General features: G+C 50.3%; 26 protein-coding genes and 1 pseudogene. 22 read left to right on the top strand and 5 right to left on the bottom strand.

All coding sequences use genetic code 11. The features are described 5' to 3' along the window. Positions 1–20 precede the first annotated feature (20 nt). From QQK89_RS18220 to QQK89_RS18155, 14 genes are all read left to right on the top strand, one after another. A complete protein-coding gene (locus tag QQK89_RS18220; RefSeq protein ID WP_284240063.1) occupies positions 21–776 on the top strand; it encodes a prepilin peptidase in 756 nt (251 codons plus the stop codon). Positions 777–792: 16 nt separating this feature from the next. After that, complete coding sequence (gene pilM / locus QQK89_RS18215) at positions 793–2,280, top strand: pilus assembly protein PilM (protein WP_284240062.1); 1,488 nt, start codon at positions 793–795, stop codon at positions 2,278–2,280. Then, positions 2,273–2,872, top strand: a complete 600-nt coding sequence (locus QQK89_RS18210) for a GspMb/PilO family protein (protein ID WP_284240061.1) — start codon at positions 2,273–2,275, stop codon at positions 2,870–2,872. Before pilM ends, QQK89_RS18210 begins: the two co-directional genes overlap by 8 nt. A gap of 217 nt (positions 2,873–3,089) precedes the next feature. Continuing rightward, a complete protein-coding gene (gene hemE, locus QQK89_RS18205; RefSeq protein WP_284240060.1) occupies positions 3,090–4,160 on the top strand; it encodes a uroporphyrinogen decarboxylase in 1,071 nt (356 codons plus the stop codon). 1 nt (position 4,161) lies between these two features. Then, on the top strand, positions 4,162–5,100 hold the full coding sequence (hemH, locus tag QQK89_RS18200) for a ferrochelatase (protein ID WP_284240206.1): 939 nt from the start codon (positions 4,162–4,164) through the stop codon (positions 5,098–5,100). Between the two features lie 14 nt (positions 5,101–5,114). Further along, positions 5,115–6,563, top strand: a complete 1,449-nt coding sequence (gene hemG / locus QQK89_RS18195; RefSeq protein ID WP_284240059.1) for a protoporphyrinogen oxidase — start codon at positions 5,115–5,117, stop codon at positions 6,561–6,563. 93 nt (positions 6,564–6,656) lie between these two features. Continuing rightward, positions 6,657–8,015, top strand: a complete 1,359-nt coding sequence (locus tag QQK89_RS18190; protein ID WP_284240058.1) for a CapA family protein — start codon at positions 6,657–6,659, stop codon at positions 8,013–8,015. 27 nt (positions 8,016–8,042) lie between these two features. Next, positions 8,043–8,783, top strand: coding sequence for a glycerophosphodiester phosphodiesterase (locus QQK89_RS18185; protein ID WP_284240057.1), 741 nt, complete (start codon positions 8,043–8,045; stop codon positions 8,781–8,783). Between the two features lie 14 nt (positions 8,784–8,797). After that, a complete protein-coding gene (locus QQK89_RS18180; RefSeq protein ID WP_284240056.1) occupies positions 8,798–9,652 on the top strand; it encodes a DUF92 domain-containing protein in 855 nt (284 codons plus the stop codon). A gap of 163 nt (positions 9,653–9,815) precedes the next feature. Continuing rightward, on the top strand, positions 9,816–10,223 hold the full coding sequence (locus QQK89_RS18175; protein ID WP_284240055.1) for a VOC family protein: 408 nt from the start codon (positions 9,816–9,818) through the stop codon (positions 10,221–10,223). After that, positions 10,220–10,975, top strand: coding sequence for a class I SAM-dependent methyltransferase (locus QQK89_RS18170; RefSeq protein ID WP_284240054.1), 756 nt, complete (start codon positions 10,220–10,222; stop codon positions 10,973–10,975). Before QQK89_RS18175 ends, QQK89_RS18170 begins: the two co-directional genes overlap by 4 nt. A 5-nt stretch (positions 10,976–10,980) precedes the next feature. Then, positions 10,981–11,457, top strand: coding sequence for a hypothetical protein (locus QQK89_RS18165; protein WP_284240053.1), 477 nt, complete (start codon positions 10,981–10,983; stop codon positions 11,455–11,457). Positions 11,458–11,480: 23 nt separating this feature from the next. Then, a complete protein-coding gene (locus QQK89_RS18160) occupies positions 11,481–12,035 on the top strand; it encodes a hypothetical protein (RefSeq protein WP_284240052.1) in 555 nt (184 codons plus the stop codon). Positions 12,036–12,090: 55 nt separating this feature from the next. Further along, on the top strand, positions 12,091–12,849 hold the full coding sequence (locus QQK89_RS18155) for a cyclase family protein (protein ID WP_284240051.1): 759 nt from the start codon (positions 12,091–12,093) through the stop codon (positions 12,847–12,849). A gap of 45 nt (positions 12,850–12,894) precedes the next feature. Here QQK89_RS18155 and QQK89_RS18150 read toward each other — a convergent pair whose 3' ends face one another. From QQK89_RS18150 to QQK89_RS18135, 4 genes are all read right to left on the bottom strand, one after another. Beyond that, positions 12,895–13,695, bottom strand: a complete 801-nt coding sequence (locus QQK89_RS18150; RefSeq protein ID WP_284240050.1) for a DUF4362 domain-containing protein — start codon at positions 13,693–13,695, stop codon at positions 12,895–12,897. 327 nt (positions 13,696–14,022) lie between these two features. After that, positions 14,023–15,813, bottom strand: coding sequence for an oligoendopeptidase F (pepF, locus tag QQK89_RS18145; RefSeq protein WP_284240049.1), 1,791 nt, complete (start codon positions 15,811–15,813; stop codon positions 14,023–14,025). Between the two features lie 183 nt (positions 15,814–15,996). Next, the gene (locus tag QQK89_RS18140; protein ID WP_284240048.1) at positions 15,997–16,173 is read right to left on the bottom strand and encodes a hypothetical protein; all 177 of its coding nucleotides are present in this window, start codon (positions 16,171–16,173) and stop codon (positions 15,997–15,999) included. A gap of 177 nt (positions 16,174–16,350) precedes the next feature. Next, positions 16,351–16,584, bottom strand: coding sequence for a hypothetical protein (locus QQK89_RS18135; protein WP_127496579.1), 234 nt, complete (start codon positions 16,582–16,584; stop codon positions 16,351–16,353). A gap of 169 nt (positions 16,585–16,753) precedes the next feature. Here QQK89_RS18135 and QQK89_RS18130 point away from each other — a divergent pair, with 169 nt between their 5' ends. Together QQK89_RS18130 and QQK89_RS18125 are read left to right on the top strand one after the other, a co-directional pair. Continuing rightward, a complete protein-coding gene (locus QQK89_RS18130) occupies positions 16,754–17,458 on the top strand; it encodes a class I SAM-dependent methyltransferase (protein ID WP_284240047.1) in 705 nt (234 codons plus the stop codon). 76 nt (positions 17,459–17,534) lie between these two features. Beyond that, complete coding sequence (locus QQK89_RS18125; RefSeq protein ID WP_284240046.1) at positions 17,535–17,732, top strand: cold-shock protein; 198 nt, start codon at positions 17,535–17,537, stop codon at positions 17,730–17,732. 77 nt (positions 17,733–17,809) lie between these two features. Here the strand turns inward: QQK89_RS18125 and QQK89_RS18120 are convergent, their stop codons facing one another. Beyond that, on the bottom strand, positions 17,810–18,997 hold the full coding sequence (locus QQK89_RS18120; RefSeq protein WP_284240045.1) for an MFS transporter: 1,188 nt from the start codon (positions 18,995–18,997) through the stop codon (positions 17,810–17,812). Between the two features lie 102 nt (positions 18,998–19,099). Between QQK89_RS18120 and QQK89_RS18115 the strand changes: the two genes are divergently transcribed. The 6 genes and pseudogenes from QQK89_RS18115 (at position 19,100) to QQK89_RS18090 (ending at position 25,169) form a co-directional block, all read left to right on the top strand. Continuing rightward, positions 19,100–19,417, top strand: coding sequence for a hypothetical protein (locus tag QQK89_RS18115; protein WP_284240044.1), 318 nt, complete (start codon positions 19,100–19,102; stop codon positions 19,415–19,417). Between the two features lie 33 nt (positions 19,418–19,450). Then, on the top strand, positions 19,451–20,524 hold the full coding sequence (locus tag QQK89_RS18110; RefSeq protein WP_284240205.1) for a tetraprenyl-beta-curcumene synthase family protein: 1,074 nt from the start codon (positions 19,451–19,453) through the stop codon (positions 20,522–20,524). 24 nt (positions 20,525–20,548) lie between these two features. Further along, a complete protein-coding gene (gene pfkA, locus QQK89_RS18105) occupies positions 20,549–21,517 on the top strand; it encodes a 6-phosphofructokinase (RefSeq protein WP_284240043.1) in 969 nt (322 codons plus the stop codon). A gap of 119 nt (positions 21,518–21,636) precedes the next feature. Further along, positions 21,637–23,398, top strand: a pseudogene (locus tag QQK89_RS18100) (ABC transporter ATP-binding protein). Positions 23,399–23,418: 20 nt separating this feature from the next. Then, positions 23,419–24,093 (top strand): response regulator transcription factor, encoded by a 675-nt coding sequence (locus tag QQK89_RS18095; protein WP_284240042.1) that lies wholly within the window; start codon positions 23,419–23,421, stop codon positions 24,091–24,093. Beyond that, the gene (locus QQK89_RS18090; protein WP_284240041.1) at positions 24,090–25,169 is read left to right on the top strand and encodes a sensor histidine kinase; all 1,080 of its coding nucleotides are present in this window, start codon (positions 24,090–24,092) and stop codon (positions 25,167–25,169) included. Before QQK89_RS18095 ends, QQK89_RS18090 begins: the two co-directional genes overlap by 4 nt. Positions 25,170–25,262: the final 93 nt, after the last annotated feature.

The raw sequence follows: 25,262 nt of genomic DNA, 5'->3' as shown, positions 1-25,262 counted from the left end.
ATCCGAAAGCGAACCCGCCTATGACCCTATTCCTTACGATTTATCTCTTTTTTGTCGGCATAATCTTAGGCTCTTTCTATAACGTTGTTGGTCTCCGGATTCCGCTCAAGCTGTCGGTGGTGTCGCCGCCTTCGCAATGTCCGAAATGCGGGAACCGCTTGAAGCCTCGCGATCTGATGCCTGTAGTTAGTTATTTGCTCGCCCGCGGCCGTTGCCGCCAATGCGGCGTTCGGATCTCGCCCGTGTATCCGTTAGGGGAGCTAGCTACCGGTTTATTGTTTGTTTGGATTTACATAACCTTCGGAAACAGCTGGAATACGGTATTGGGACTGCTGCTCGTCAGCATGTCCGTCATTCTTACCGTCTCCGATTTGAAATATATGTTATTGCCTAACCGTATTTTGCTAGCTTTTGCACCGGTATTTCTGGTGTGGAGATTCCTGTCCCCCGTCGATTCGATCTGGCAGCATGCGTGGGGTGCGGTTGTTGGCGGCGGTGTGCTGCTATTGGTCGTTATCCTTACCAAGGGGGGCATGGGATTAGGCGACGTGAAGCTATTAACGCTGCTGGGATGGATTCTTGGCTTGTCCCATCTTATCCCGGCCTTTATTATCGCTTGCTTCCTTGGCAGCTTGGTCGGAGGTTTATTATTGCTTCTGAAGATTGTGACAAGAAAACAACCGATTCCGTTTGGACCTTTTTTGCTAATAGGCGCTTTACTGTCATTTGCTTACGGCGATGCGATGATTGATGTTTACCGTTCAATTCTGATGTAGTGGGATGTGATGAAGAATGCTCGACAGTAACAAGCGTATTGGTCTAACGATTGATCATGGCGGAGTACGCTACGCGAGAGTAAGGAAAAGGAAAAAGGGCTGGGAGATCGAAAAAACCGGCTTCCTGCCTTTTGCCGACGGAGTCATTCTTGAGGATCAATTCACGAACATGGAAGAGCTTCGTTCCAGTCTGAAAGACTGGGTGAAGAAGGAGAAGCTTAACGGCACCGCCATTACGCTGTCCATTCCTACCTCGCAAATTATTATTCGCAAGATGCAGATCGGAACCGTTAATCCCAAGGAGCTGAGCCAGCTTATCAATCTGGAAGTGGAGACAGCGCTTCATCTTCCGTTTGAAGATCCCGTCTATGATTACATAGCCGCCGGATCGGAAGAGCAAGCAACTAACGTGCTAGTCTACGCCTCTCCGCAGCGTTGGATCAAACAAAGCATAGACCTGCTTGAAAGCGTTGGGCTGAAGGTAAAGTTCGCGGAACTGGCTTCAACGGCTTTTGCCCGGGCGATTCAGGCGCAATACAAGGATCCACTTGATAATTCGATGCTGATCCATCTGGACAAAGCAAATGTCGAAGTATATATGTTCCACAATGGCCATCCGGTCTTTATGCGGGTGATTAACGAGTACGATTACAGCGGCACTTCGGACGGAACGTTCACGCCGGAATTGATCACGAGCATTAATGCCGAGATCGCGCGGCTCTTGAGCTTCTATCAATACAGTATTCATGAAGGCAAGTTCCGTATCGTACAAGCTATTATCGCGGGAGAGCTGGCAGGGCGCACGCAATTAGCGGCTGAACTTCAACAAGCGCAGCCGGATATGAGAGTCGAGACGGTTGAGCTGGAGTCGCCTCTTCGCAAGCGGGTACGGAGGAAGCTGGATGAATTTATGATTCCGTTTGGCCTTGCCATTCGGGAGAAAGCGAGCACGGGCATTAATCTGATGCCGGAGAAGGTGCGCAAAACCAAACAAATTCCGGCCAAGCTGCTTGTCGCAGGGATCGTGTGGCTGCTTTGTTTGGGGGCTATTCTGGCTCTGAATACAAATAACCGGCTTCAAATCTCGGATTACGAGCATACGTTGCAGGTTCTGAAAGATCAGACGGCTCTGCTGGAGAAGCAGGTTAGTTCTCAGGATACCGTGGCAGCGGCTAATGCGGACCCGCAGGAAGTCATCCAATTCATTAAAGAACATCGCCAAGATGCGGTTGCCGTGCTTGATGAACTATCGAACAAGCTGCCATACGGCTCCCGGCTTACGACGATTGAATACAACAAACCGGGCGTAATCGCACTCACGTTCAAAAGCGCGGACTTGACCGCGTTGTCTACTTATCTGACAAGTTTGCGCGCGATGTCGTTTGTTGGCTCGGTGCAGCTGCAAACATTTGCGGATAATAACGGCGTATGGTACGGCAGCTACCAGATCGGGTGGAAAGGGCCGGAGAAGCAAGAGGAGACAGGAGGGACGGACAATGGATAATGCCAAAAACCGCTCGTTTGGACTCATCGTCATGATGTTGCTGTTCCTTGTTCTGCTGCTGTTGTACGTGGTGCTGCTTCAGCCTTCCAGCTCCGAATTGTTGGATCAGAAGGGGCTTGTTAGTAACGCGGAGCAACAGCTCAATGCCCTTCAAGCGAGTATCAACAAGAAAGAAGAAGGAAGCAATCTCCCGGAGCAGGACATTCAAGCCGCGCTTCCGCTATGGGATAATTCCGAGCAGCTTGTCGTCAGCCTCAAAACCTTAAGCCAGCAGACCGGGGCAAAGGTGAATAGCGCAACGATAGATTTGCCTGGCGACAATAAGCTGAATCTGCTATCCGACAACGCCGACCCGCTGTATCCGACGGTTCAAGAAGTGAATGTCCACGTATCTTTGCTTGGCACACACGCGCAGGTGAAAAGTTGGATGGATCAACTGGAACGGCAAAAACGGCTTGTTGTCGTTAATTCCTATACGTTGCAGCAGACGGACAGCGGGATGGATACGGCCGAACTTGCTTTTACCGCTTATTTCGATCCTAGCTATAAGGACATGCTGAATAACCCGATTGTTCCGCAAACAGCGCAATAATAAGGGTCAAACATCGTTTATATAGATCGGTGCGGACTGTCCTGTCGGGCGGCAGCATCCGGTCTTTTTTATTCCCAAAGTTCATCGGTTCTTCATGCAGGTCTAGTTTGATTGTCATACTATTGTCATAGGAAACAAAGCGAGAATGGTTGTTAGGGGTAACGAAAACGGGCATAATGGAAATTAGTGAAAAAATACAGAAAAGAGGAACGGCAACATGAGCTATAACGACCGTTTCATTCGGGCATGCCGGAAGGAACTTGTAGACCGCGTACCGGTTTGGTACATGCGTCAAGCAGGACGCTATGATCCTGAATATCGTAAAATTAAAGAAAAATATTCTCTCCTTGAAATTTGCAAGCAGCCTGAGCTTGCGGCAGAAGTTACGATGATGCCGGTGCGTAAGCTGGGCGTAGATGCAGCTATTTTATATTCGGATATTATGAACCCGGTTGCTTCAATTGGCATTGATTTTGACATTGTTGCCAACGTCGGGCCTGTAATTGCGAATCCGATTCGCAGCGCGGCAGATGTCGAGCGGCTGACGCCGATTGATGTGGAAGGCGATCTGGGCCATGTACTCGAGACGATCCGCATTTTGGACAAAGAGCTTGAAGTTCCGCTTATTACGTTTGCGGGAGCGCCGTTTACGATCGCAAGTTATTTGATTGAAGGCAAACCTTCGAAAAACTATTTGCGCACCAAAGCGCTCATGTACAGCGAACCAAAAGTTTGGTTCAGCCTCATGGACAAGCTTGGCGATATGGTCATTGCTTATTTGCGCGCCCATATGGCGAACGGCGGCAAAGCGTTCCAGCTGTTCGACAGCTGGGTGGGGGCGCTTACCCCTGCGGATTTCCGCAAGTTTGTGCTGCCTACCATCGAAAGAATCTTTGCCGAGTTGTCCGATTTGCCGCAGCCGAAAATCTATTTCCCTGGCGTCAGCTCGGGTGAGTTACTTCCGGAACTGCGCAACCTGCAGGCGGATGTGATTGGTCTTGATTGGCGCGTATCGATTCCGGAAGGCAGACGCCGCCTGGATGGCAAATACGCGGTGCAAGGCAACCTGGATCCGGTTATTCTGACTGCGCCTATGAGCGTTATTGAGTCGTATGCGGCAGAAATTATCGACCAGGGGATAGAGCAGCCAGGTTTTGTGTTTAATTTGGGCCATGGTTTGTTCCCGGAAGCTTCATTGGAGAAATTGACAGAACTAACGGCATTTATTCACTCCTATTCGGAGAAAGCTATTGCAGCGCGAAAGGGGAAGGAAACGAGCCATGTCTGAGATGAACAACAAGACCGGTGTACTCGTCATGTCTTATGGCACACCGCAAAGTCTGGACGATGTTGAAGCTTATTACACGCATATCCGCCGCGGCCATCCGCCTACGGAAGAGCAGTTGAAAGAGTTGACGGACCGTTATGAAGCGATCGTCGGCGGGGTGTTCCCGCTGCGCGAGAATACAAACGGGCAAGTAGCCGGTCTGCAAGATAAGCTGGAGCAGCTGGCGCCGGGCCGTTATGTGTGCTACCAAGGGTTGAAGCATGCCGCTCCTTACATTGAGGATGGCGTGGAGCAAATGGCGAAGGACGGCATCAAAGAAGCCGTAGGCATCGTACTGGCTCCGCATTATTCCGTGATGAGCGTAGGCTCTTATATCAAACGCGCGGAGGCCAAAGCAGAGGAACTCGGCATCAAGATGTCTTTCGTCAAAGAATACCACTTGCATCCCAAGCTGCTTAAGGCTTTGAGCGAGCGTGTGACGGACGGCTTGCAACGTCTTGCCGTTTCTTCGAATAACGCGCAACCGGTAAAAGTATTGTTCAGCGCGCATAGCTTGCCTGAAAAAATCCGCGAGCTTAACGATCCGTACGAAGAGCAATTGCTTGCTACTTCCGCCGAGGTTGCAAAGCTGTCGAATGTGGACGAAGCCACATGGCAGTTCACTTGGCAAAGCGCCGGCCGTACTAGAGAGCCTTGGCTAGGACCGGACATTCTGGACACGCTTCAGACGCTTGCCGGCGAAGGAGTCAAAGCTGTCCTCGTTGCGCCAGTCGGGTTTGTATCCGATCATTTGGAAGTGCTGTATGACCTCGACCTCGAGGCCAAACAAGCGGCAAGCGAGATAGGCATTACCCTTGAACGGATTACGATGCTGAATAAAGATCCACTATACATGGAAACGTTAGCGGAATCGGTTATTAGCGCCGGTTCTTTGGAATAGAAAGGATGAACCATATGCGGAGAATCGGAATGATTGATCGAATTGTCGTAATCGGCGGGGGGATCAGCGGACTGAGCTCCGCTTTTTATTTGCAGCGGGAAGCGGAGCGGCAAGGGAAAAAGGCGCATGTCACGATTATTGACGGTGCGCCCGTACTTGGCGGAAAAATTAATACGCTGCAGCGTGACGGATTTGTCATTGAGCGGGGACCGGATTCTTTCCTGGCGCGCAAGCTGCCGATTATCGAGCTGGCGAAAGACCTCGGCATTGAGAATGAGCTGACGGCTCAGAACGAGAACGGAAAAACATCCTATATCATGCGAGATGGCAAGCTGCATCCAATGCCGAAAGGGATGGTGCTTGGCATTCCTACCAATCTGGATACGTTTATGCAGACGACACTACTGTCCGACGAAGGAAAAGCGCGTTCGCTAGAGGATCTGGATATGCCAAGCGACGCGCCGGATGGGGATGAATCGCTTGGCGACTTCTTGTCGCGCCGGATCGGATCGGAGATTGTGAAGCATATTTCAGAACCGTTGCTGGCCGGTATTTATGCAGGCGATCTTAGCAAACTGAGCATCAGGGCGACATTCCCGCAATTTGCGGAGGCAGAACGCCAATATGGCAGCCTGATTCGCGGGACGCAAATGCAGCAGCAGAACAAAACGCCGCAACAAGCGCCGGACTATTTGCCGGAAGAGCTTAAGAAAAGCGTTTTCCTAAGCTTTAAGAATGGTTTGTCCACGATGGTCGATGCCCTCGATCAAGCGCTGCAAAGCGTGGACCGCCGCATGGGAGACGCCGTGACGGCAATTCGGCCGCTCGATGGCGAGGATGCTACTGCCCGTTATGAAGTTGTTATGGAGTCGGGCGAAGTTATACCTGCCGATCATGTGCTAGTGACGGTTCCGGCATTCCGTGCTGCGGATTTGCTTGAGCCGCTGGTGGACGTTGCGGAGCTTCGCGCCATCAATTACGTATCGGTAGCTAACGTGGTTATGTCGTTCGAGAAATCGACCTTTGACCGTTCTTTTGACGGTTCGGGGTTCCTTGTGCCCCGTTCGGAGGGCCTTCGGATTACGGCCTGCACTTGGACATCGAACAAATGGCTGCATACCAGTCCCGACGATAAAGTGCTGCTCCGTTGTTATGTAGGCCGTTCGGGCGATGAAGCGGCGGCAATGCTGCCGGACGAAGAGTTGAAAAAAGCCGTTCTGGAAGACATTCAGAAGGTGCTAGGCATAGATGCCGTTCCGATTTTTACGGAAATAACACGTCTGCCGCGCTCGATGCCGCAATATCCTGTAGGGCATCTGGATAACACGTCTGCCCTTCGCGCACGGTTGTCGGAAGAGCTGCCTGGCGTCTATGTGACGGGAGCGGCGTTTGGCGGCGTAGGACTGCCGGATTGCATCCGTTCGGGGAAAGACGCGGCGATGGAGATTCTAGCAACTCTATGAATCTTTTCGCAATAGAGTAGCAACCTTTGCTATAATGGAAGGCATAACCAAAGGAATTGCGGAGCAATTCTAGAGCTGGAGGGAGCCGATCCATTGTACGCATCTCGTTCTGAAGCACATCAGCATGAAAAACGAAAACGCAAGAAAAAATTTCGATTTCTGTTAACCGTCAACTTGACGGTAATTGGCCTTCTTATCGTAATCGTCGCCGTATGGGCCTCCATGCAAGACGGCGGTATTTTCCATAAGGGGAACAAGCCGCAGAATGAGCAGTCGGCTGCAGGCGGGAATGCTTCCCCCGATCAAACGGCAAACGCGGAAGAGGAGTCTGAAGCGAGTACGGCACCTTCTGAGCCTGCTGCCACCGATGATTCGGGAAACACGGGCGGAACGGTAAACAATGACAATGAAGGCAGTTCGGCAGGGCAAAATGATCCAAGCGAAGCGCCGGATGATGGCGACTCCTCGGCAGTTGTTGGTTCTGGCGGAGCGGTTGGCGCAGGAAGCGGCGATACGGTCAGCCTCGCTTTTGTAGGCGATATCCTGCTTGCCGAAAGCGTAGGCGACATGATGAAGCAATACGGGGACGATTATCCGTACCTGAAAGCTAAATTTCACTTAAGCGAGCCCGATTTGACCGCTGCCAATCTGGAATATCCGGTAACGGACCGGGGCATTCCGGCCGAAGACAAACAATTTGTATTTAAAGGCGATGCGGGCGCTTTGCCAGCGTTAAAAGACGCGGGTTTTGACGTGCTTACGCTAGCCAATAACCATACGCTGGACCAAGGCGTTGAAGGTTTGCTGGATACGATCTCGCATCTCGACAGCGCGGGTCTTGCCCATGTAGGCGCCGGGAATAACGACACGGAAGCTTTTGCTCCGGTCCTCAAAGAAGCAAATGGCATTAAAGTGGCTTATATCGGGGTCAGCAAGGTCGTTCCGACCGGCGACTGGAAAGCGGATAAAAACCGTGCCGGCGTAGCCGAAACCTACGATACCACAAGAACGAAGGCAGCGATCAAGAAAGCCAAAGAGAAAGCCGATGTCGTTGTCGTGATGGTCCATTGGGGGATTGAAAAAGCGGAAAATCCTGAAGCCTACCAGCGGGATTTTGCAAGGGAATATATCGATTCCGGCGCGGATCTCGTTATTGGCAGCCATCCTCACGTTTTGCAAGGCTTTGAACAATACAAGGGCAAGTGGATTGCTTACAGCCTTGGCAATTTTATTTTCAGCGCTTATCCAAAAGGGGCAACGGCGGACACGGGAGTGCTTAATGCCGTTTGCACGAAATCGGGCGATTGCGACTTGAATTTTGATCCGATGAACAATAATCTTGCTCAACCTAAGCCCGTTGAAGGCGAAGACGCGAAGACGCTGCTTAGTCATTTGAGCGCGATTTCGTTTGGGGTAAAAGTGCGCGAGAACGGTACGATCGTACCGAAATAAGGAAAGCGAAAGGAAGGTCAGCACCCTATGAGAAATGAATGCGTAGCGCATCGGGGCTGGTCGGGACGCGCACCGGAGAATACGCTGGCCGCCATTCAACTGGCGATTGACGAACCGGATGTGGGCTGGGCGGAAATCGATGTCCAGCTGTCCAAGGACGATGTGCCCGTTGTAATACATGATTACAAGCTGAGAAGGACAACAAATGGCCGAGGCGAAGTGAGGAACTATACGGCAGAGGAATTGTCGGCCCTAGATGCGGGAAGCTGGTTCTCGCCGATGTACAAGGGCGAAGGCGTACCGCTGCTAAGTCAAGTGCTGGAGCTGGCGCGCGGACGGATCAAACTCAATATTGAGCTGAAGACGGACGGGCGTTATACGAAGCTGGAAGATTGCGTCGTAGACATGATTAAAGCCTATGGGATGGAAGATGAAGTCGTTATTACATCGTTCCATGCTCCAACGCTGCATAATGCCCACAAGTTGACGGATGGGCGCATTCGTACCGGACTTATTCTCGACGGCTGGCGCAATTCGTTGCCCAAAGAGCTGGAGCAGCTTGGGGCGCAGTTTTTATCGATTGAATTCGGCAGGCTGAACGCCGCCCGCGTAGAGTTGCTCAAGCAAGCGGGCATCCAGGTAATGGCATGGACGCCAAACGACGAACGTTCGATCCGCAAGCTGATTATGCTGGATCCGGATGTTATGGTCTGTACGAATTACCCGGACCGCTGGCGCGGCGCGATGGTTGCGGTAGGCGCGATGTAAGAGGAGAGTTGATCATGGTTGGATGGGTAGATGAGTGGTGGCTGAGGCTGCTTGCAGGTCTCGTAGGCAGCTGCCTGATCGCCGCCGCGGCTTACCGGACAAGATCCTTGTCCGGTTCGGGAGCTTTGTCGGCCCTCATCATGGGGACAGGCTTCGTTACGTTAGGCGAGCCGGTATGGTTTGGTTGTCTGATCGCTTTCTTCGTATCTTCGACGGTATGGTCGAAGTGGAAGAAACGTCACCGGGCGAAAGCCGAAGCGGAAGCGAACTACGAGAAAACCGGCAGGCGCGATGCGGGGCAAGTATGGGCGAACGGCGGCATTGGCCTGCTCTTATGCGTTGGCAATGCCCTGCAGCCGGATGCTGCCTGGTTATTTGCTTATATCGGCGTGATGGCCGCCGTTAACGCGGATACTTGGGCCACGGAGATCGGGGCCCTAAGCCGCAGCGCGCCGCGGTCGATTACGACTGGCAAGCGGGTGAAGCCGGGCACGAGCGGCGCGATTACGCCGCTCGGCACGCTTGCAGCGCTGGCTGGCGCCGCCTTCATCGGCGGCGTCGCGGCAGCGCTGCTGGCGCTCCCGCAGCAGGCTGACGCAGCTGCGGGCGCCCCTGGCGGCGCGGCGGCGGTCGTCATCGCCGCAGCTGCCGCCGGCCTGGCCGGCTGCTTCGCCGACTCGCTGCTCGGCGCCACCGGCCAGGCCATGTACCGCTGCCGAGTATGCGGCAGCGAGACTGAGCGCGCCGCCCATTGCGGGGCGGCGGCGGAGCGCGTGCGCGGCTTAGCCGCGCTGAACAACGACAGGGTGAACCTTCTGTCGTCCGTATTCGCCGGGCTGCTTGGCTGGGCCATAGGCTCTTTCTTTTAACCTCTGCTTGGGAGATTAGCTTGAGAACGTACAGCTAATCTCCCAAGTAGATTTTTTTTGTTATCCACTGGATTCCTGAACCATTATCCTATAAAATGGGATTATAAATTGAAACTTAGTTTCATATAATGAAACCAAGTGTGCGCAGGAGGAGGCGATTAAGATGCCGGATTTCCAATTCAGCGGCATTGACCATGTGCAATTGGCGGCTCCCGAAGGTTGCGAACCGGAAGCTAGAAGCTTTTATGCCGGCTTGCTTGGCTGGGCGGAAATAGAGAAGCCGGATAACCTCAAAAGCCGCGGAGGTGTTTGGTTTCAATGCGGTACACAGCAGGTGCATATTGGCATTCAGAACCATTTCGTGCCTGCAACGAAAGCTCATCCCGCCTTTTGCGTGCAAAACTTAAATGCCTTGCGCGACTATTTGCTTCGGTCTGGCGTACAATTGTTCGACGACGATGCGCGTTCGGGTGAAGGTGTTACACGTATTTATGTAGCAGATCCGTTTGGCAATCGTCTTGAGTTTATGGAATGGAATGAAAACTTGACTAGAGGGGATGAATCGCAATGAACAGCAAGGAACGTTTCTCCGATCGGGTTGATCACTACGTCAAATACCGTCCGAGTTATTCGGAAGCGGTAATTCAATACTTGTATCATACGGTTGGTTTCACAGCGAGCTCGAGGATTGCCGATATTGGTGCGGGAACCGGTATATTCACGCGGCTGCTGTTGGAACAAGGAAGCGAAGTGGTTGCCGTAGAGCCTAATGCGGATATGAGGCAGGCAGCTGTAGACCAGTCGAGCGGCAATCCGAAGTTCCGCGCGGAATCCGGTTCGGCGGAAGAGACCGGTCTTGCTGACCACTCTGTCGATTATATCGTTTGCGCGCAATCTTTCCATTGGTTTGACCGAGCGGCTGCGAAGGCGGAATTCAACCGGATCTTAAAGCCCGGAGGCAAAGTCGTGCTGATCTGGAACTCCCGTATAACGACCGGCACGCCGTTTCTTGAGGGTTACGATCTTCTGCTGCGCACCTATGGCATTGATTACGAACAGGTTGGCCATAAGAATATTTCCGAAGACGCGCTTACCCCGTTTTTCAAGGACGGAGGTCTGCATAAAGCTACGTTCCCGTTAGAGCAACGGCTGAACTACGAACAATTGCAAGGAAGGATGTCTTCCTCCTCCTACGTGCCTTTACCGGGCCACCCGAACTACGAGCCGTTAATGGAACAATTGCGGCAGCTGTTCGGCTCTACCGAAGAGGATGGATTCATTTCCTTCGACTATGAGACTGAGGTTTATTGGGGAGAAGTTTAGAAGAAATGGCAATCTATACACCACCGTCTTTTTGCGGACTACATGCCGTACTGAAATTAAAGCAAGATCTGATCTGGAACGAAACGTTTATCCGCCAAGGCGAAATTTGCGAAGCCGTGGATATGATCGGCTATACTTACGTCATTCAAACTACCGGTAATGAGACCCACATTCAACATCGAATGAAAAACAGCATTATGGGCGATTATTTTGACATTGTCGATGGTGGCGTAAAGGATTGGATCGATGACACGGTTAAGGAAACCTATTCTTGCAAAGCTGTCCAAATCAAAGACCTTACTATCCGCGTTAGCAAAAACGAATCGTTTGTTATTCCGAAAGGGTCGGAATTTTACTGTGTTAAAGACGAGTCGGACGTCAATACGTATTGGGATCTCTATGAAGTTGCCTCGCTTGAAAGAGTCCTTCGGTTAAAACATGAAGAGTTTTTGGAGCATATGGAAGTTATGCGAGAAGGATGACGGACGACAAGAGGAGAGAACGCATGAAAGTTCCATCCAGCTTGAAATGGTTAGCGGTTGGTCTTGCCGTTGCACTGCTATTAACGGGCGGCTGCTCCGCGTCGCCAAATAACGGAGAGCAGAATAATCGCCCAGTTGGATCTCCTACAGCAACTCCTGCAAGCACAGCGGATGCAACTCCAGTTGAAGAAGTGCCAGCTACAGTAACTCCGGCACCGGCAGCAACGATTGAAGACTTGACCGAAATATGGGCAACCGCGTTAAAGACACGCGACGGGAAAACCCGGTATGACATGATGTCCGACCAAGCGAAGCAGAAATTCGTCAAAGAGCAACAGGCTCGAGGCGGGAAAGACTGGAATTACAATATCGGAGTTTCAAGTCCGTGGGTCGTTAGTTATGAGAGTACAATCGAAGGAAATCACGTTACCATCACTTATCTGACGGAGACGAGCGGACCCTCTTATTACAATACGGTTGAGTCGCTTACGTTTGCCGAAGAGAACGGAAAGTTTGTTGTGGACGACTATCAGACGGTCTATGAAGGCAAATTACTAGACAAACAAGCGGATAAGTAAATGGTGCATTATGGTATAATGGGACGGAAATCGGGAGACAAGGGAGAAAGATGAGATGAAGCTGATCGACTTAAGCGTTCCTATTAGCCCGCGCATCCAGGAGCCTTTGCCGGCAAAAATCGAGTATTCTAGCCACGAAGCGGGGGCGCAGCAAGCGGCCGCGATTCTAGGGCTGAACCAGAACGATTTTCCGGAGGGCAAAGCTTGGGCTACCGAGACGGTAACTTTGAATACGCATGCGGGAACTCATGTCGACGCGCCGTGGCACTACTGGCCAACCTCGGAAGGCAAGCAGGCTAGAACCATTGACGAGATGCCGCTGGAGTGGTTTTATTCCGATGGCGTATTGCTGGATTTCAGCGCCAAACCGCCTGGTTACGAGATTACGACGGAGGATCTGCAAGCCGAATTAACCCGAATCGGTTATACGTTGAAGCCGTATGACATCGTCCTAATTCGCAGCGATGCGGACAAACGGCTGTATCACGAACATTATGCTTATCTGCATGCGGGCGTATCGGCTGAAGCAACGGTATGGCTGCTGGATCAAGGGATCAAGGTCGTTGGCACGGACGGTTGGGGCTGGGATATTCCGCTCAACCTGCAAGCCGATGCTTACAAAAAAGAGCCACAGGAAGGCGTCCTGTGGGCGGCCCATTACGTCGGCAAAGACCGGGAATATTGCCAGATCGAAAAACTCGCCAACTTGGACCAGATTCCCGTGCCGTTTGGTTTCAAAGTAAGCTGCTTCCCAATCAAGGTGGAAAAAGCAAGCGCTGGCTGGTCGCGGCCAGTTGCTATTATAGAGTCTTAAATAACGATGGCAGCGGGGGATTACAATCCCCACGCTGCCATTGTTTTATTGGAGACCCGGTACAGCCATTACATATCTTTCGTTCTCGTCCTGGCAACCGGTTACCGTGTACACCGTATTTTCTTCCTTGTTCTGTTTTTCAATAGCGGTACATTCCGTTTTCGAGATACCTTTATCGCCGCCATAGGTATCCTCTCTATTATCATTCACATATTGCAACTTGGTTCCGTCCGTAATCAAATATGTATAGATTGGATCGCCTTCAATCGTTAACGCGGTTATTTTCAGCTGATCCGCCTTATGATCGTTGAAATTATCTATGAACTGCTCCATCCTTGGAAGGTTGTATGGTTTTCCCAATTTCACATAAATCTCATCGCCTAGCAGCTGTTCGATCGCTTGTTCAATATTCGAGTGGTAGGCGGTTTTTTCTTTCGGAGTGCTGTTGCTTACTTGATGCTGATAGAGAATCAACGCGTTCTTGACGTTATAAAACAGCGGTGCGTTCATGTCCATCAACTTGGTCTGCTCCGCAAAATCCTGCCGGGCTTCTTGCGTATCCTTGTCCGAACCATACACATACACCATAATCTTCTCTTGATCCGGCAGCGCGAAAATCGTCGGCTTTACCTTATTCAATTCAAAATAGGAAGCCGAAGAATCGGCCGTCAGTTTCACTTCGTTCTCTTCCAAAGCTTTGACGACATCCTGCTCGTCCAATAAAGTTTCTTTGTACGCAAGTTCTCCACTCGCCGGCGCCTTGGCTTCTGATTTGCATCCCACAGCAACTAGCAGCAATACCATAATCCCAAACATCGTCTTTATATACCTAATTTTCCCCAGCATTGGATCATCCTTTCCTTATGTACAGGTATAGACGCAAAGCGGAGTACATAAGTTACGCCACCCGATCCACAAAAAAAGACAGACTCGAAATCAATCGAGTCTGTCTTTCAAACGGCCCCTCTATATGACGAAGTAGAGGGGGGGAGCAGGTTTTGATGTGAGTGCGTAGAGAGAGGGAAAGTATCTCCTGGAGGAGCGTAGCGCTTGCCTTTGGAACTCGGGAATACACCTTCAGGTGTCATTCAAAATTCCCGATTCCAACAGCAACCGGAAGGAGATACTTTTCCGTCCTCGGAGCCAATCACATCACAAACTGCCAGGAGGAGTCTACTTCGTCAACTCCTCCATCTGCTCAATCAAGCTCTCAAACACGCTCATCGCTTGTTCGATTGGCTCTGGGGAAGACATGTCTACGCCGGCTTTTTTCAAGATATTGATCGAGAAGTCGCTGCCGCCGCTTTTCAGGAAACCTAAGTAACGGTCAACGGCCGGTGCGCCTTCCTCGAGAATTTGCTTCGAGAAGCTTGTTGCGGCGGAGAAGCCCGTCGCGTATTTGAACACATAGAAGCTGTTGTAGAAATGCGGAATCCGAGCCCATTCCATCTCGATATCTTTGTCTACAACCATGTCTTTGCCGTAATAAAGCACGTTCAGGTCATAGTAGATTTTGCTCAAGTCTTGCGGAGTGAGCGATTCGCCTTGCTCGGTTTTTTCGTGAACGATTTTCTCGAACTCGGCAAACATCGTTTGACGGAATACCGTTGTACGGAACTGGTCGGCATAATACGTCAGCAGGTACATTTTTTCCTTCGGATCCGTAGACTTGCCAAGCAGATAATCCATCAGAAGCGCTTCGTTCAGCGTGGAAGCTACTTCCGCGAGGAAAATCGTGTATTGCGCGTCGCGATAGTTCTGGTTCGTATCCGAATAATACGAATGCAGCGCGTGACCCATCTCATGCGTCAACGTGAACATGCTGTTCAGGTTGTCTTTATGGTTCAGGAGCACATACGGGTGGGTGCCAAAAGCTCCCCAGCTGTAGGCGCCGCTGCGTTTGCCTTCGTTCTCGTAGACATCGATCCAGCCGTTGTCGAAGCCGTCCTGCAACACGGACAAATAGTCCTCGCCAAGCGGCTTCAAGCTTTCTTTAACGATTTTTTTCGATTCGTCATACGTAATTTCCATGTCGAACTCTTCGACAAGCGGAGCAAACAGATCGTACATGTGAAGCTCATCTACGCCAAGCAGCTTTTTGCGGAGGTCCATGTAACGGTACATCAGCGGCATATGCTTGTGGATCGTATCAATGAGATTCGTATAGACGCTCTCCGGGATGTTGTCGCCATACAGCGACATGCCAAGCGCGGATGGGTACTTGCGTGCCCGAGCGTAGAAAATGTTTTTCGTTACGTTTGCGTTCAGCGTTGTAGCAAGCGTATTTTTTAATTTTCCGTATGTATCGTACATCGTATGGAAAGCATTCGCGCGAACTTCGCGGTTTTTGCTCTCCAAGAATTGAATGTAGGAGCCTTGTGTCAATTGGACTTCTTCACCGGCTTCATTCTTAACCTTAGGGAACTTCAAATCCGCATTGTTCAAAATGCTGTAGATCGAGCCGGGAGCCGAGCTGACGTTGCCTACTTGCGCCATAAGCGCTTCTTCCGGTTTGGAGAGTACATGCGCTTTCTGACGGCGCATTTCCTCGAGCGTATGTTTGAACACCGCAAGGTCTTCATTATTGATCAGAGCGTCAAGCTCGGCATCGGAAAGGGACAATACCTCAGGCGTGATATAGGACAGGGCTTCGCCCGTCTCAACGCTGATTTTCTTCGCTTTGTCCGACAGCGCTTGATAAGTTGGTTCTGCCGTATCTTCGTGATGTTTCATATTGGAGTATACATAAAGCCGTTCAACATGCAGGGAGAGCTCATCTTCCAGTTCGAAGCAGGCTTTAAGCTGAGCAGGGTCCGCAAGTTTGCCTTCGAATGCTCCGACTTTTTTAATCAAAGCTTTTGCTGCTGCATACTCTTTGTCCCAGGCAGCTTGATCTGCAAACAGATCCTCCAGTTTCCAGCGGTAATCAACTGCGGTCTCGGAACGCTTAGGTACGTGATTCATCGAACTCCTCCTCGGTACGGATATAGTAGATTGGTTATGTGGCGAAGCTTGCTGGCCGGGGTCGGCGGAAGCCGAACCGGGAGCAAGGCATAACACTAAGATTACGGGCAGCCATTTCATTGCCGGAAGATCACCTCAAGGACAGTTTGTCCTAGTATGTCCGGTGATGCTTCCAATCATGTCCTAGGTTCCCATTGTTAAGAAGCTATATACAATGAGGAAAAAGGCGAACGCAATGAGGATGATGGAGGCAATCGCCATCCCTCTGCGAAGTTTTGGCGCCATGGAATCGCGCTTGAGAATAACAAGTCCGCCAAGCACAAAAGCAGAGATAATAAAAATAACGTTAACGGAACCCATTTGATCCTCCTAAAAAGATTGCGAAGCAATCTTACTTCGAAAGCATACGCTTAAAATTGCGTAGCAATTTACTTCGAAAGCATAATCTTAAAGATTGCGTAGCAAGTAAGCATTCGCTAGTCTATGCTTCGCGATGATACGATATGTTCGCCGTGCAGGGTAATATTTCCTGCCAACTTACACTTCTTTAAGAGCTTTCAAAATATTTTCCCGTTCTTCTTCACGGCCGGTGAATTGCTCTGGCTTAAAGCGGTTTTCCGCCCAATGCATCATTTCGGGACGGCTAACGAAGGTATGGGTTTCCTCGCCCCATTGATCGGATATTTCACGGACGATCAAGGTTTTGCCTTGCACCTCTACCGTAAGCATATTGTATTTATCCGTTTTAAAAATTTCATGTTTCTTGAACATTGCCGTTATTCCACCTTTTCGCTTGATATACTGTTCATCATAGCCAAATTCAAGGGTGGAAATCAATAATAGGTAATGGTAGAATTAGGCTATTCTGCCGATTGGCGGAATGCAGAGGGCAAGAGTTGAGCCGAGAAGAGACGAGATGAGACGAGGAGAGTGCGGGAAAATGAGCAAATCGCTGTATGAGCAAGTTGGCGTGGCGATGACATGCCGCGGGTTTGACGAGTATTTGAGAATGTTTGAATTGACGAAAGACCATTTGGCGCATGGACAAATCTTGGACGTTGCCGGGGGCGGGTCTTCGTTTACGGCAGACGCTGTAAGTCAAGGTTACGATGCGATGGCCGCAGATCCCAGATACGTGCACAATTCGGCACAATGGATCGCAGAAGCGGCCGTAGAGATTGAGACTTCCACGGAGAAGCTTAAAAAGCTGAGAGAGCATTTCGACTGGAGTTATTACGGCAGTCCGGAGCAGCATAGGGAAGGGCGTATTGAATCGCTGAAGCGATTCTCCGATCACCTGCAATCCGCGGACGGGCGAAGCCGATATATCGCAGGTTCCTTACCGAATCTGCCTTTTCAAGACCATGCCTTCTCTTTAGTGTTATGCAGTCATTTCCTTTTTCTATATGCCGAGCAATTCGGCTTTGCGTTCCATAAACAATCGATTCTGGAATTGATGCGGGTATGCAAGCCGGGCGGAGAAGTAAGAATCTATCCGCTTTATTCTCTTGGCTGGAAGCCGTTCGAGCGAATGGATGAGTTGATGGCCGCCATATTGGCAAGTGGCGGGGAGCCGGAGCTGCTGCTGTCCAGGCTTCCTTTTATACCGGGCTCCAGTCAATATTTGCGTATTTCAATTTGTTGATTTTTCCAAATTAGGGATATATAATGTTATTACTCGCCGGCATTAAGCGGCGGTTATTTTTAGGAGGTTGTGTCAGTTGAAAGGAACAGTTAAATGGTTTAACGCTGAGAAAGGCTACGGTTTTATCTCGGTAGAGAATGGCGAAGACGTGTTTGTTCATTATTCTTCAATTACAGGCGATGGCTTCAAATCGCTGGAAGAAGGTCAATCGGTCGAATTCGATATTACACAAGGCAATCGCGGTGCACAGGCGTCTAACGTCGTTAAATTATAAGATCAACCCCTTATAAGCACGCATGAAAGCAAAAAAGAGATCCTTCTCGAGTAATCGAGAGGATCTCTTTTTTGCTTTCATCTCCCGGCATTGCGGGCGAATATGTGCTGGCAGAAGAACAATACGGCAGAGATTAGGGCTAGTACCGCTCCTACCCGGTAGAAATTGCTCATTCCATAATGCTCGAATATATAGCCGCCAAGGGTCCCGCTGATCAAGCCAGCAAGGCCGGACCATACAACCGCGTACACCGCTTGGCCCGAGGACCGGTATTCTTCGGGAATGAGGTGGGACAGGTACCGGAGCGCCGTTGAGAAATAAATGCCAAAGGTGACGCTATGCATAAGTTGCGTGCTAAGCACAAGGAACGGATTGTCCAGGACGGAAGCCAGCCAAAAGCGCAGCATATACATCAGACAGGCGAACACGAGCAAAGGAAGCTCCTTGAAGCGATGACCGTATTTCCCCATAAGGAATAAGACGGGAATCTCGCTCACGGCGGAGAACAGCCAGGCGAGTCCGACGTCGGAATCGGAAGCGCCCATTTGCCGCAACGCAACGGCCAGGAAGCTCTCGTTCATCCGATGGCTGATCGAGACAAGCAATATAATGAAGAAGAAAAACAACACTTCAGGCTTGCGGAGCAATTGGAAGAAGCCCGAGAATTCGATTTTGCGGGTACTCCCGCGGTAATCTTTCAAGAAGAAAGATAACACGAGGGTAACCGAAATCGTGCATAATCCGATCGGCAGCGTCCAGTCGGAGCCGATATGCTTCAATAGAATACCGATTAAAAAGGCCGTTACGGCAAAACCCAGCGATCCGAATATGCGAATGAGCGCGTAGGGCGTGCGAATCCGTTCGCTCGCAAGCAGAATGAGACTATCGCTAAGCGGGTTCATGGGGGTCTGGAAGAAATAAAACGCTGTCATAACTAGGCAGATGAGTGCAAAATGATGGACGGGAAACAACAAAGCAAGCATAGCAAGTTGACCGACTAAAAGAATCGTAAGAAGTTTTTTGATCGTTCGGAACCGGTCGCTGGCCATACCCATCATGAGATTGGCGAAGATCGATATAAACGGTCCGGTTGAATAAATGATGCCGATCTGGTGCGCAGAGAACCCTTGATCCATAAAATATAAAGGGATATACGATATAAGAACGGCTTGTGTAGCGTACATCGAAAAGCTGAAGGCCCGAAGAGAATGTTTATCCCGTCCAAACGATGCTGCCGAAGGCATCGCGGCGTCTGACTGTTCCATATGTACAACCTCCGTTAACAAAAACAACATTGTTTAACAGTATACATGATAGGCTGGATTATTGCTTGTTGAAATGGTACATTATTGTGTGGAGGTTCACGAATGTTGATGTATCGGTTTGAATGGAATGAGCGGCTGCGATTGGCATTGCCGGTGCTCGAAGCGGACTGGGAGCAATATAGCGCGCTAGAGCAGTCGGACATTGTAGAGCAGTGGGAGCTCATCAGGGGAACAATACCGGACCGGGTAATGGAGTTCGAAAGAATCATTAACCGTAAGCAAGAGGAACTGTTTGAAGAAGACAATTTTGAAGAGTCCTGCCGTTTGAATACGGAGATCGCAGAGTACGCAAGCCGGATCAACGACTTGCTTATCTGGTACCGTACCAATCAAGAGTTGGATTCCCGCCGGCATACTTAATGGCTTTGTAAGAGGGGGTGCAATGAAAGAGTGATGTCTTCAGCCGGCAACCGGGTACCCGAAAGCCCGTTAAAGCTCATGCACCGCGTGTATAAGTACATATTGCCCGAAGTGAATATCGAGCTTCGCAAGCTGCGGCGTTTGGCTGTGCAGATTCCCGATCCGGAGCTTCGGACGCAAGCCCTTCAAAGCATGGACAGCAAGAAGTTTCATTGCCAGGGCGGTGCCATTTATGCTGCAATGAATTTGGACGAGCGGTATGTTCTTATTCCGCTTATTGTCGCGCTCCAGACCATCAGCGATTACTTGGATAATTTATGTGATCGGAGCACGTCGTTAGATCCGGATGATTTCCGTCTTTTGCATCAATCGATGCTCGATGCGGTGGATCCTTCGGCACCTCTTCAGGATTACTACGCCTTGCGGCAGGAACGGAATGATGGCGGTTACTTGCATCATTTGGTAAATTTATGTCAACACTGTGTTTCGATGCTCCCTTCTTATGCCGCGGTTCAGCCGCATGTAACGGAGCTTGTTGGCTTATACAGCGATCTTCAGGTGTATAAGCACATCCGCAAAGAATTGCGCGAGGAACAGCTGCTCACCTGGTGGAACAAGTATGCAGGGCAATTCCCTGATTTATACTGGAATGAATTTGCGGCCGCGACGGGCTCAACGCTGGGCATGTTTATGCTGTTTGCTGCGGCGAGCGAGGACCATTTGCGCCTTGAAGACGCGGAAGCAATTAAAAATATATATTTCCCTCATGTGTGCAGTCTTCATATTATGCTCGATTATTTAATCGATCAGGAAGAAGACCGCGCAGGTGGCGATCTGAATTTCTGTCATTACTATGACAGCCAGCATCAGCTTGTTGAACGGATTGCTACAATTGTGAACCGGGCTAGGGAAGACGTAACCAAGCTTCCTGCAGCTAGCTTTCACCGGCTAATTATCGAAGGGCTGTTAGCGCTATATTTATCCGACCCGAAAGTGCGGACGCAATCGGATGTGCAAGCCGCATCACGCAAGCTGATGAAGAAAAGTCCGCTTACCCGCCTGTTTTTTTGGGTCAACAGTATTTGGATTCGAAGACAACAGGATTAGATAAAATTACTTGGAGGAATGATTATGTCATCTGTAAAATCAATTGCTGTCTTAACGAGCGGAGGCGACTCCCAGGGCATGAACGCGGCCGTTCGCGCCGTTGTCCGGAGCGCTTTGTTTAATGGTCTTGACGTATATGGCGTTCAACGCGGTTATCAAGGTCTGATCAACGATGATCTGTTCAAGATGGACCTTCGCAGCGTTGGCGATATTATTCAACGCGGCGGCACGATCCTTCAAACGGCGCGCTGCAAAGAATTCATGACGCCGGAAGGCCAACAGCGCGGTGCGGACGTTCTTCGTGAACGCGGGATTGATGGACTTGTCGTAATTGGCGGCGACGGCTCTTACCAAGGCGCTAACAAGTTAAGCAAGCTGGGCATTCGCACGATGGGTCTGCCGGGTACAATCGATAACGACATTCCGTTTACGGACTCTACAATCGGCTTCGATACGGCTGTAAGCATCGTTGTTGACGCAATTAACAAAATCCGCGACACGATGTCTTCGCATGAGCGTTCGTCGGTCGTTGAGGTAATGGGCCGCCACTGTGGCGATATCGCTTTGTATGCTGGCCTTGCAAGCGGTGCCGAGACGATTATCGTGCCTGAAGTACCGATTGATATGGCGGAAGTATCCGAGCGGATGAAACAAAACTTTGCCAAAGGCAAACGCCATAGTATCGTGGTTGTAGCCGAAGGCGCCGGCCGCGGCGAAGACGTTGCAAGAGAAATTACGAAGGGCTGCGGTCTGGAGCCGCGCGTAACGGTTCTTGGCCATATTCAGCGCGGCGGTACGCCAACGGCTATGGACCGGATTCTGGCAAGCCGTCTTGGCGATTTCGCCGTTCATCAACTCATGTTGGGCGAATCGGGCAAAGCTTGCGGCATTATCCGCGGCGAGCTTGTAACGACGGATATCGATACGGTTGTTAACTCGAAAAAACCATTCAACATGGAAATGTATAACCTGGCGCTTCGCCTGTCCCAATAATCCATAACAACCTGTTATACACGCCAGAGCAGCTTATGCTCTGGCGTATTTTCGTTTAAATTTGGTTTACAATCATGGTGTATGCTTCCTGAAGATACTAAAGGAGTTGAATGCATAAGATGAGGCAGGAAGTGAGCAAGAAGACAATCGGAGGCAGCTGGCGTCCTTTTATAAAGCTGTTGTTAGATACGAAACCGTCCAAATGGATGATTGGCATTGCGGCAGGTTTAAGCATCTTGTCTACGATCGTGGGACTGATTGTTCCTTTATTTACGAAAAATGTCGTGGATCGTTTCTCGATTGCGAATATAAGTATCACGCAAATTGTATTGTTGGGAGTTGCTTTCCTCGGGCAGGCGGCGGCATCCGGCATTTCGATCTATATGCTGAACCGGGTTGGCCAAAAGCGTAGTAGCAAGTTTGCGCGACCGGTTATGGAAGAAGCTGCTCGTATTAACCATCCCTTATTTCGATAAACATCGAACGGGGGATACCGTCAGTCGAGTTATTAATGATACGGGTATCGTAAGAGGACTGATTACGGAGCATTTGACCGGGTTCTTTAACGGAATCATATCGATCATTGGCGCGGTTGCGATCTTGTTGTTCCTGGATTGGAAAATGACTCTCCTCCTGTTGATTGCCGTACCCGTTACGATGGTTGTTTTTATCCCTGTAGGACGGCAAATGACGAAGATCTCCAAAGAACTTCAGGAGGAAACCGCCACCTTCACGACGGTACTCGACCAGGCGTTATCCGAAATCCGATTAGTGAAAGCATCAAATGCAGAAGACTATGAATATAACAACGGCAAACGTTCGATTGGCAGGCTGCTTGCGCTCGGGATTCGCGAAGGGAAACTTCAAGCTTTTATTTTCCCGATTGTAGGGCTCGTTATGATGGGGATGCTTGTGCTTATTATCGCTTACGGCGGTATGCGCGTGTCTTCCGGCGATTTGTCGGCGGGTGATCTTGTGGCGTTTATCTTGTATTTAATTCAAATTGTTATGCCGATTAATCAGATATCGCAATTTTTTACGCAAATGCAAAAAGCAATCGGAGCAACGGAACGTATTATTGCTACTTTGCACGCGGAAGAAGAACCTCTTCATCAAGGGCGCTCTCTCATGAATCCAAGGCAGCCTATTGTTGTTGATCAAGTGAACTTCGCATACGGCGAGAATGACGAAGTGTTGAAGGATGTTCAATTTACGCTGATGCCGGGTACGGTGACCGCGATTGTAGGTCCAAGCGGAGGCGGGAAAACAACGCTGTTCTCGCTGCTTGAACGTTTCTATAAGCCGCAGTCGGGCGAGGTGCGGATCGGGAAGGATAGTATTTGGGATTTGTCCCTTCATTCCTGGAGGAGCAAGATCGGGTATGTCTCGCAGGAAAGCCCGATCATAGCGGGAACCATACGCGATAATCTGATTTACGGCACGGACCGGGAAGTGACGGACGAGGAGATCATGCTGGCATCCAAGATGGCTTATGCCGATGTATTTATAGATGAGCTGCCAGGTCGGTATGAGACGGAAGTTGGCGAGCGCGGCATTAAGTTGTCCGGCGGACAAAGGCAGCGAATTGCGATTGCCAGGGCGATTTTGCGCGATCCTCAAATTCTTATGCTGGACGAAGCGACATCCAGTCTCGACAGCAAATCGGAGATTGTGGTTCAGCAAGCGCTTGATAACTTGATGGTTGGACGTACGACACTGGTCATTGCCCATCGGTTGTCTACGGTGGTCGATGCGGATCAGATCTTATTCGTTGAAAAAGGAACGATTACCGGTAGAGGAACGCATGGTGAATTAGTGCAATCGCATGCGATGTACCGCGAGTTCGCCAATCAGCAGCTTCGGATAGAGCAGGTTAATTAGGGTGAAAGGGGAGAATTCAGATGGCAACGATATTGGTCGTAGACGATGATGCGCATATCCGCGAGTTGGTTAGCCACTATTTGAAGGTGGAGGGATTCGAGGTCATAGAAGCTTGTGACGGTGAGGATGCGCTTTCGGTATTGGAATCTGCCAAAGCGGACCTCGTTGTGATGGATGTTATGATGCCAAACATGGACGGTTGGGAGTTATGTGCCGAGATTCGTGATCATTATGACCTTCCGCGCCTCATGCTGACGGCGAAAGGGGATACGTCCCAGAAGCTGAAAGGCTTCGAGCTTGGTGCCGACGATTATCTGGTGAAGCCGTTTGAACCGCTTGAATTGATTGCGCGGGTCAAAGCGCTGCTTAAGCGTTACCGGATTGCATCCTCGCAAACCGTACAGGCGGGAGATCTTACGCTCGACAAGAAGAGCTACGCCGTAACGGTTAACGGCCAGAGCATGACGCTGCCGCTTAAGGAATTTGAGCTGCTGTTTAAGCTGGCCAGCTATCCCGGTCAGTCATTTTCCCGCGGTCAACTCATTGAAGAAATATGGGGGTTTGATTTCGAGGGTAACGAACGGACCTTGGACGTTCATATTAACCGGCTGCGCGAGCGGTTTCCCGAATCGCAGCATACGTTTAAGATCAGCACGATCCGGGGGCTTGGCTACCGTCTGGAGGTCCAGGGGTGAACATAAAGAACAAGCTGAAGTTTGTTTGGAAAGTAATCGTTAAGATTGCTCAAATCTGTTTTGGTATCGCGTTTATATCGGGCTGTTGGACAGTCGCTTATTTTTTCAGCTATTGGCTCTATAACCGGATTGATTGGCATCCGCATCATTATGTGGGTCAACTGATTAATATGCTGGCGGCACTGTTCATTATGGGGCTGATGATTCAGCTTATAGGTTGGCTGTTCTTCCACAAGAAACAAAAGGAAGTTTCCAATTCGCTGAAAGATGCGCTCAGAAGAATCTCGCAGGGGGATTTCAAGGTGCGCCTTAGCTTCGTGAGAACGGATCCGAGATATCAGGAAATTCTTGATGAAGTTAATCTGATGGCGGATGGACTTGAAAAACTCGAAGCGCTTAGGCAAGAGTTTATTTCGGACGTTTCGCATGAGATTCAAACCCCTCTGACGTCGATTAGCGGTTTTGCGCGCGCGCTGCAGAATGAATCGCTGGATGTTGACACCAGAAACAAATATTTGCGTATTATCGAAGGTGAAAGCACGAGGTTATCCAAGCTTAGCGAGAATTTGCTTCGTCTTGCTTCGCTTGACTCCGAGAAGCATCCGTTCGAACCGAAGCGTTACAGGCTGGACCGGCAGCTGGGCACGCTTGTTTTGTCTTGCGAGCCGCAATGGGTGGGCAAATCGATTGAGCTGAATGCCGACCTTGATGACGTGTACGTGGAAGCGGATGAAGATCTGCTCAGCCAAGTCTGGATTAATCTGATCAGCAATAGCATCAAATTTACGCCGGAAGGCGGCCAGATTGATATCACATTACGGCATAAGGACGGATTGGCGGAATTCCGGATTCAGGATACGGGGATAGGCATCGCCGAAGAGCAGCAGCAGCAAATTTTTGAACGTTTCTTCAAGGCGGATAAGGCGCGGAGCCGCAAGATCGGAGGAAGCGGGCTTGGGCTGTCGCTGGTGAAGAAGATCGTTGAGATGCATCACGGGACGGTTGCCGTTGAGAGTGAGATTGGCAAAGGCTCCGTCTTTATCGTCACTTTGCCCGTTGCGTTGCCCCAATTGTAAGAACTTTGTAATAAACGGTTACGGGTTCGTTTAGAATTGGGCGTTATGATAAACGATAGATTCAATAACTTGCAGCAGTCAGGGTGAGAAGGA

The organism is Paenibacillus glycanilyticus (assembly GCF_030161375.1).
Classification (GTDB): domain Bacteria; phylum Bacillota; class Bacilli; order Paenibacillales; family Paenibacillaceae; genus Pristimantibacillus; species Pristimantibacillus glycanilyticus_B.
The sequence above is the reverse complement of the archived record's forward strand: the minus strand, read 5'-3'. Positions and strand labels throughout refer to the sequence as shown.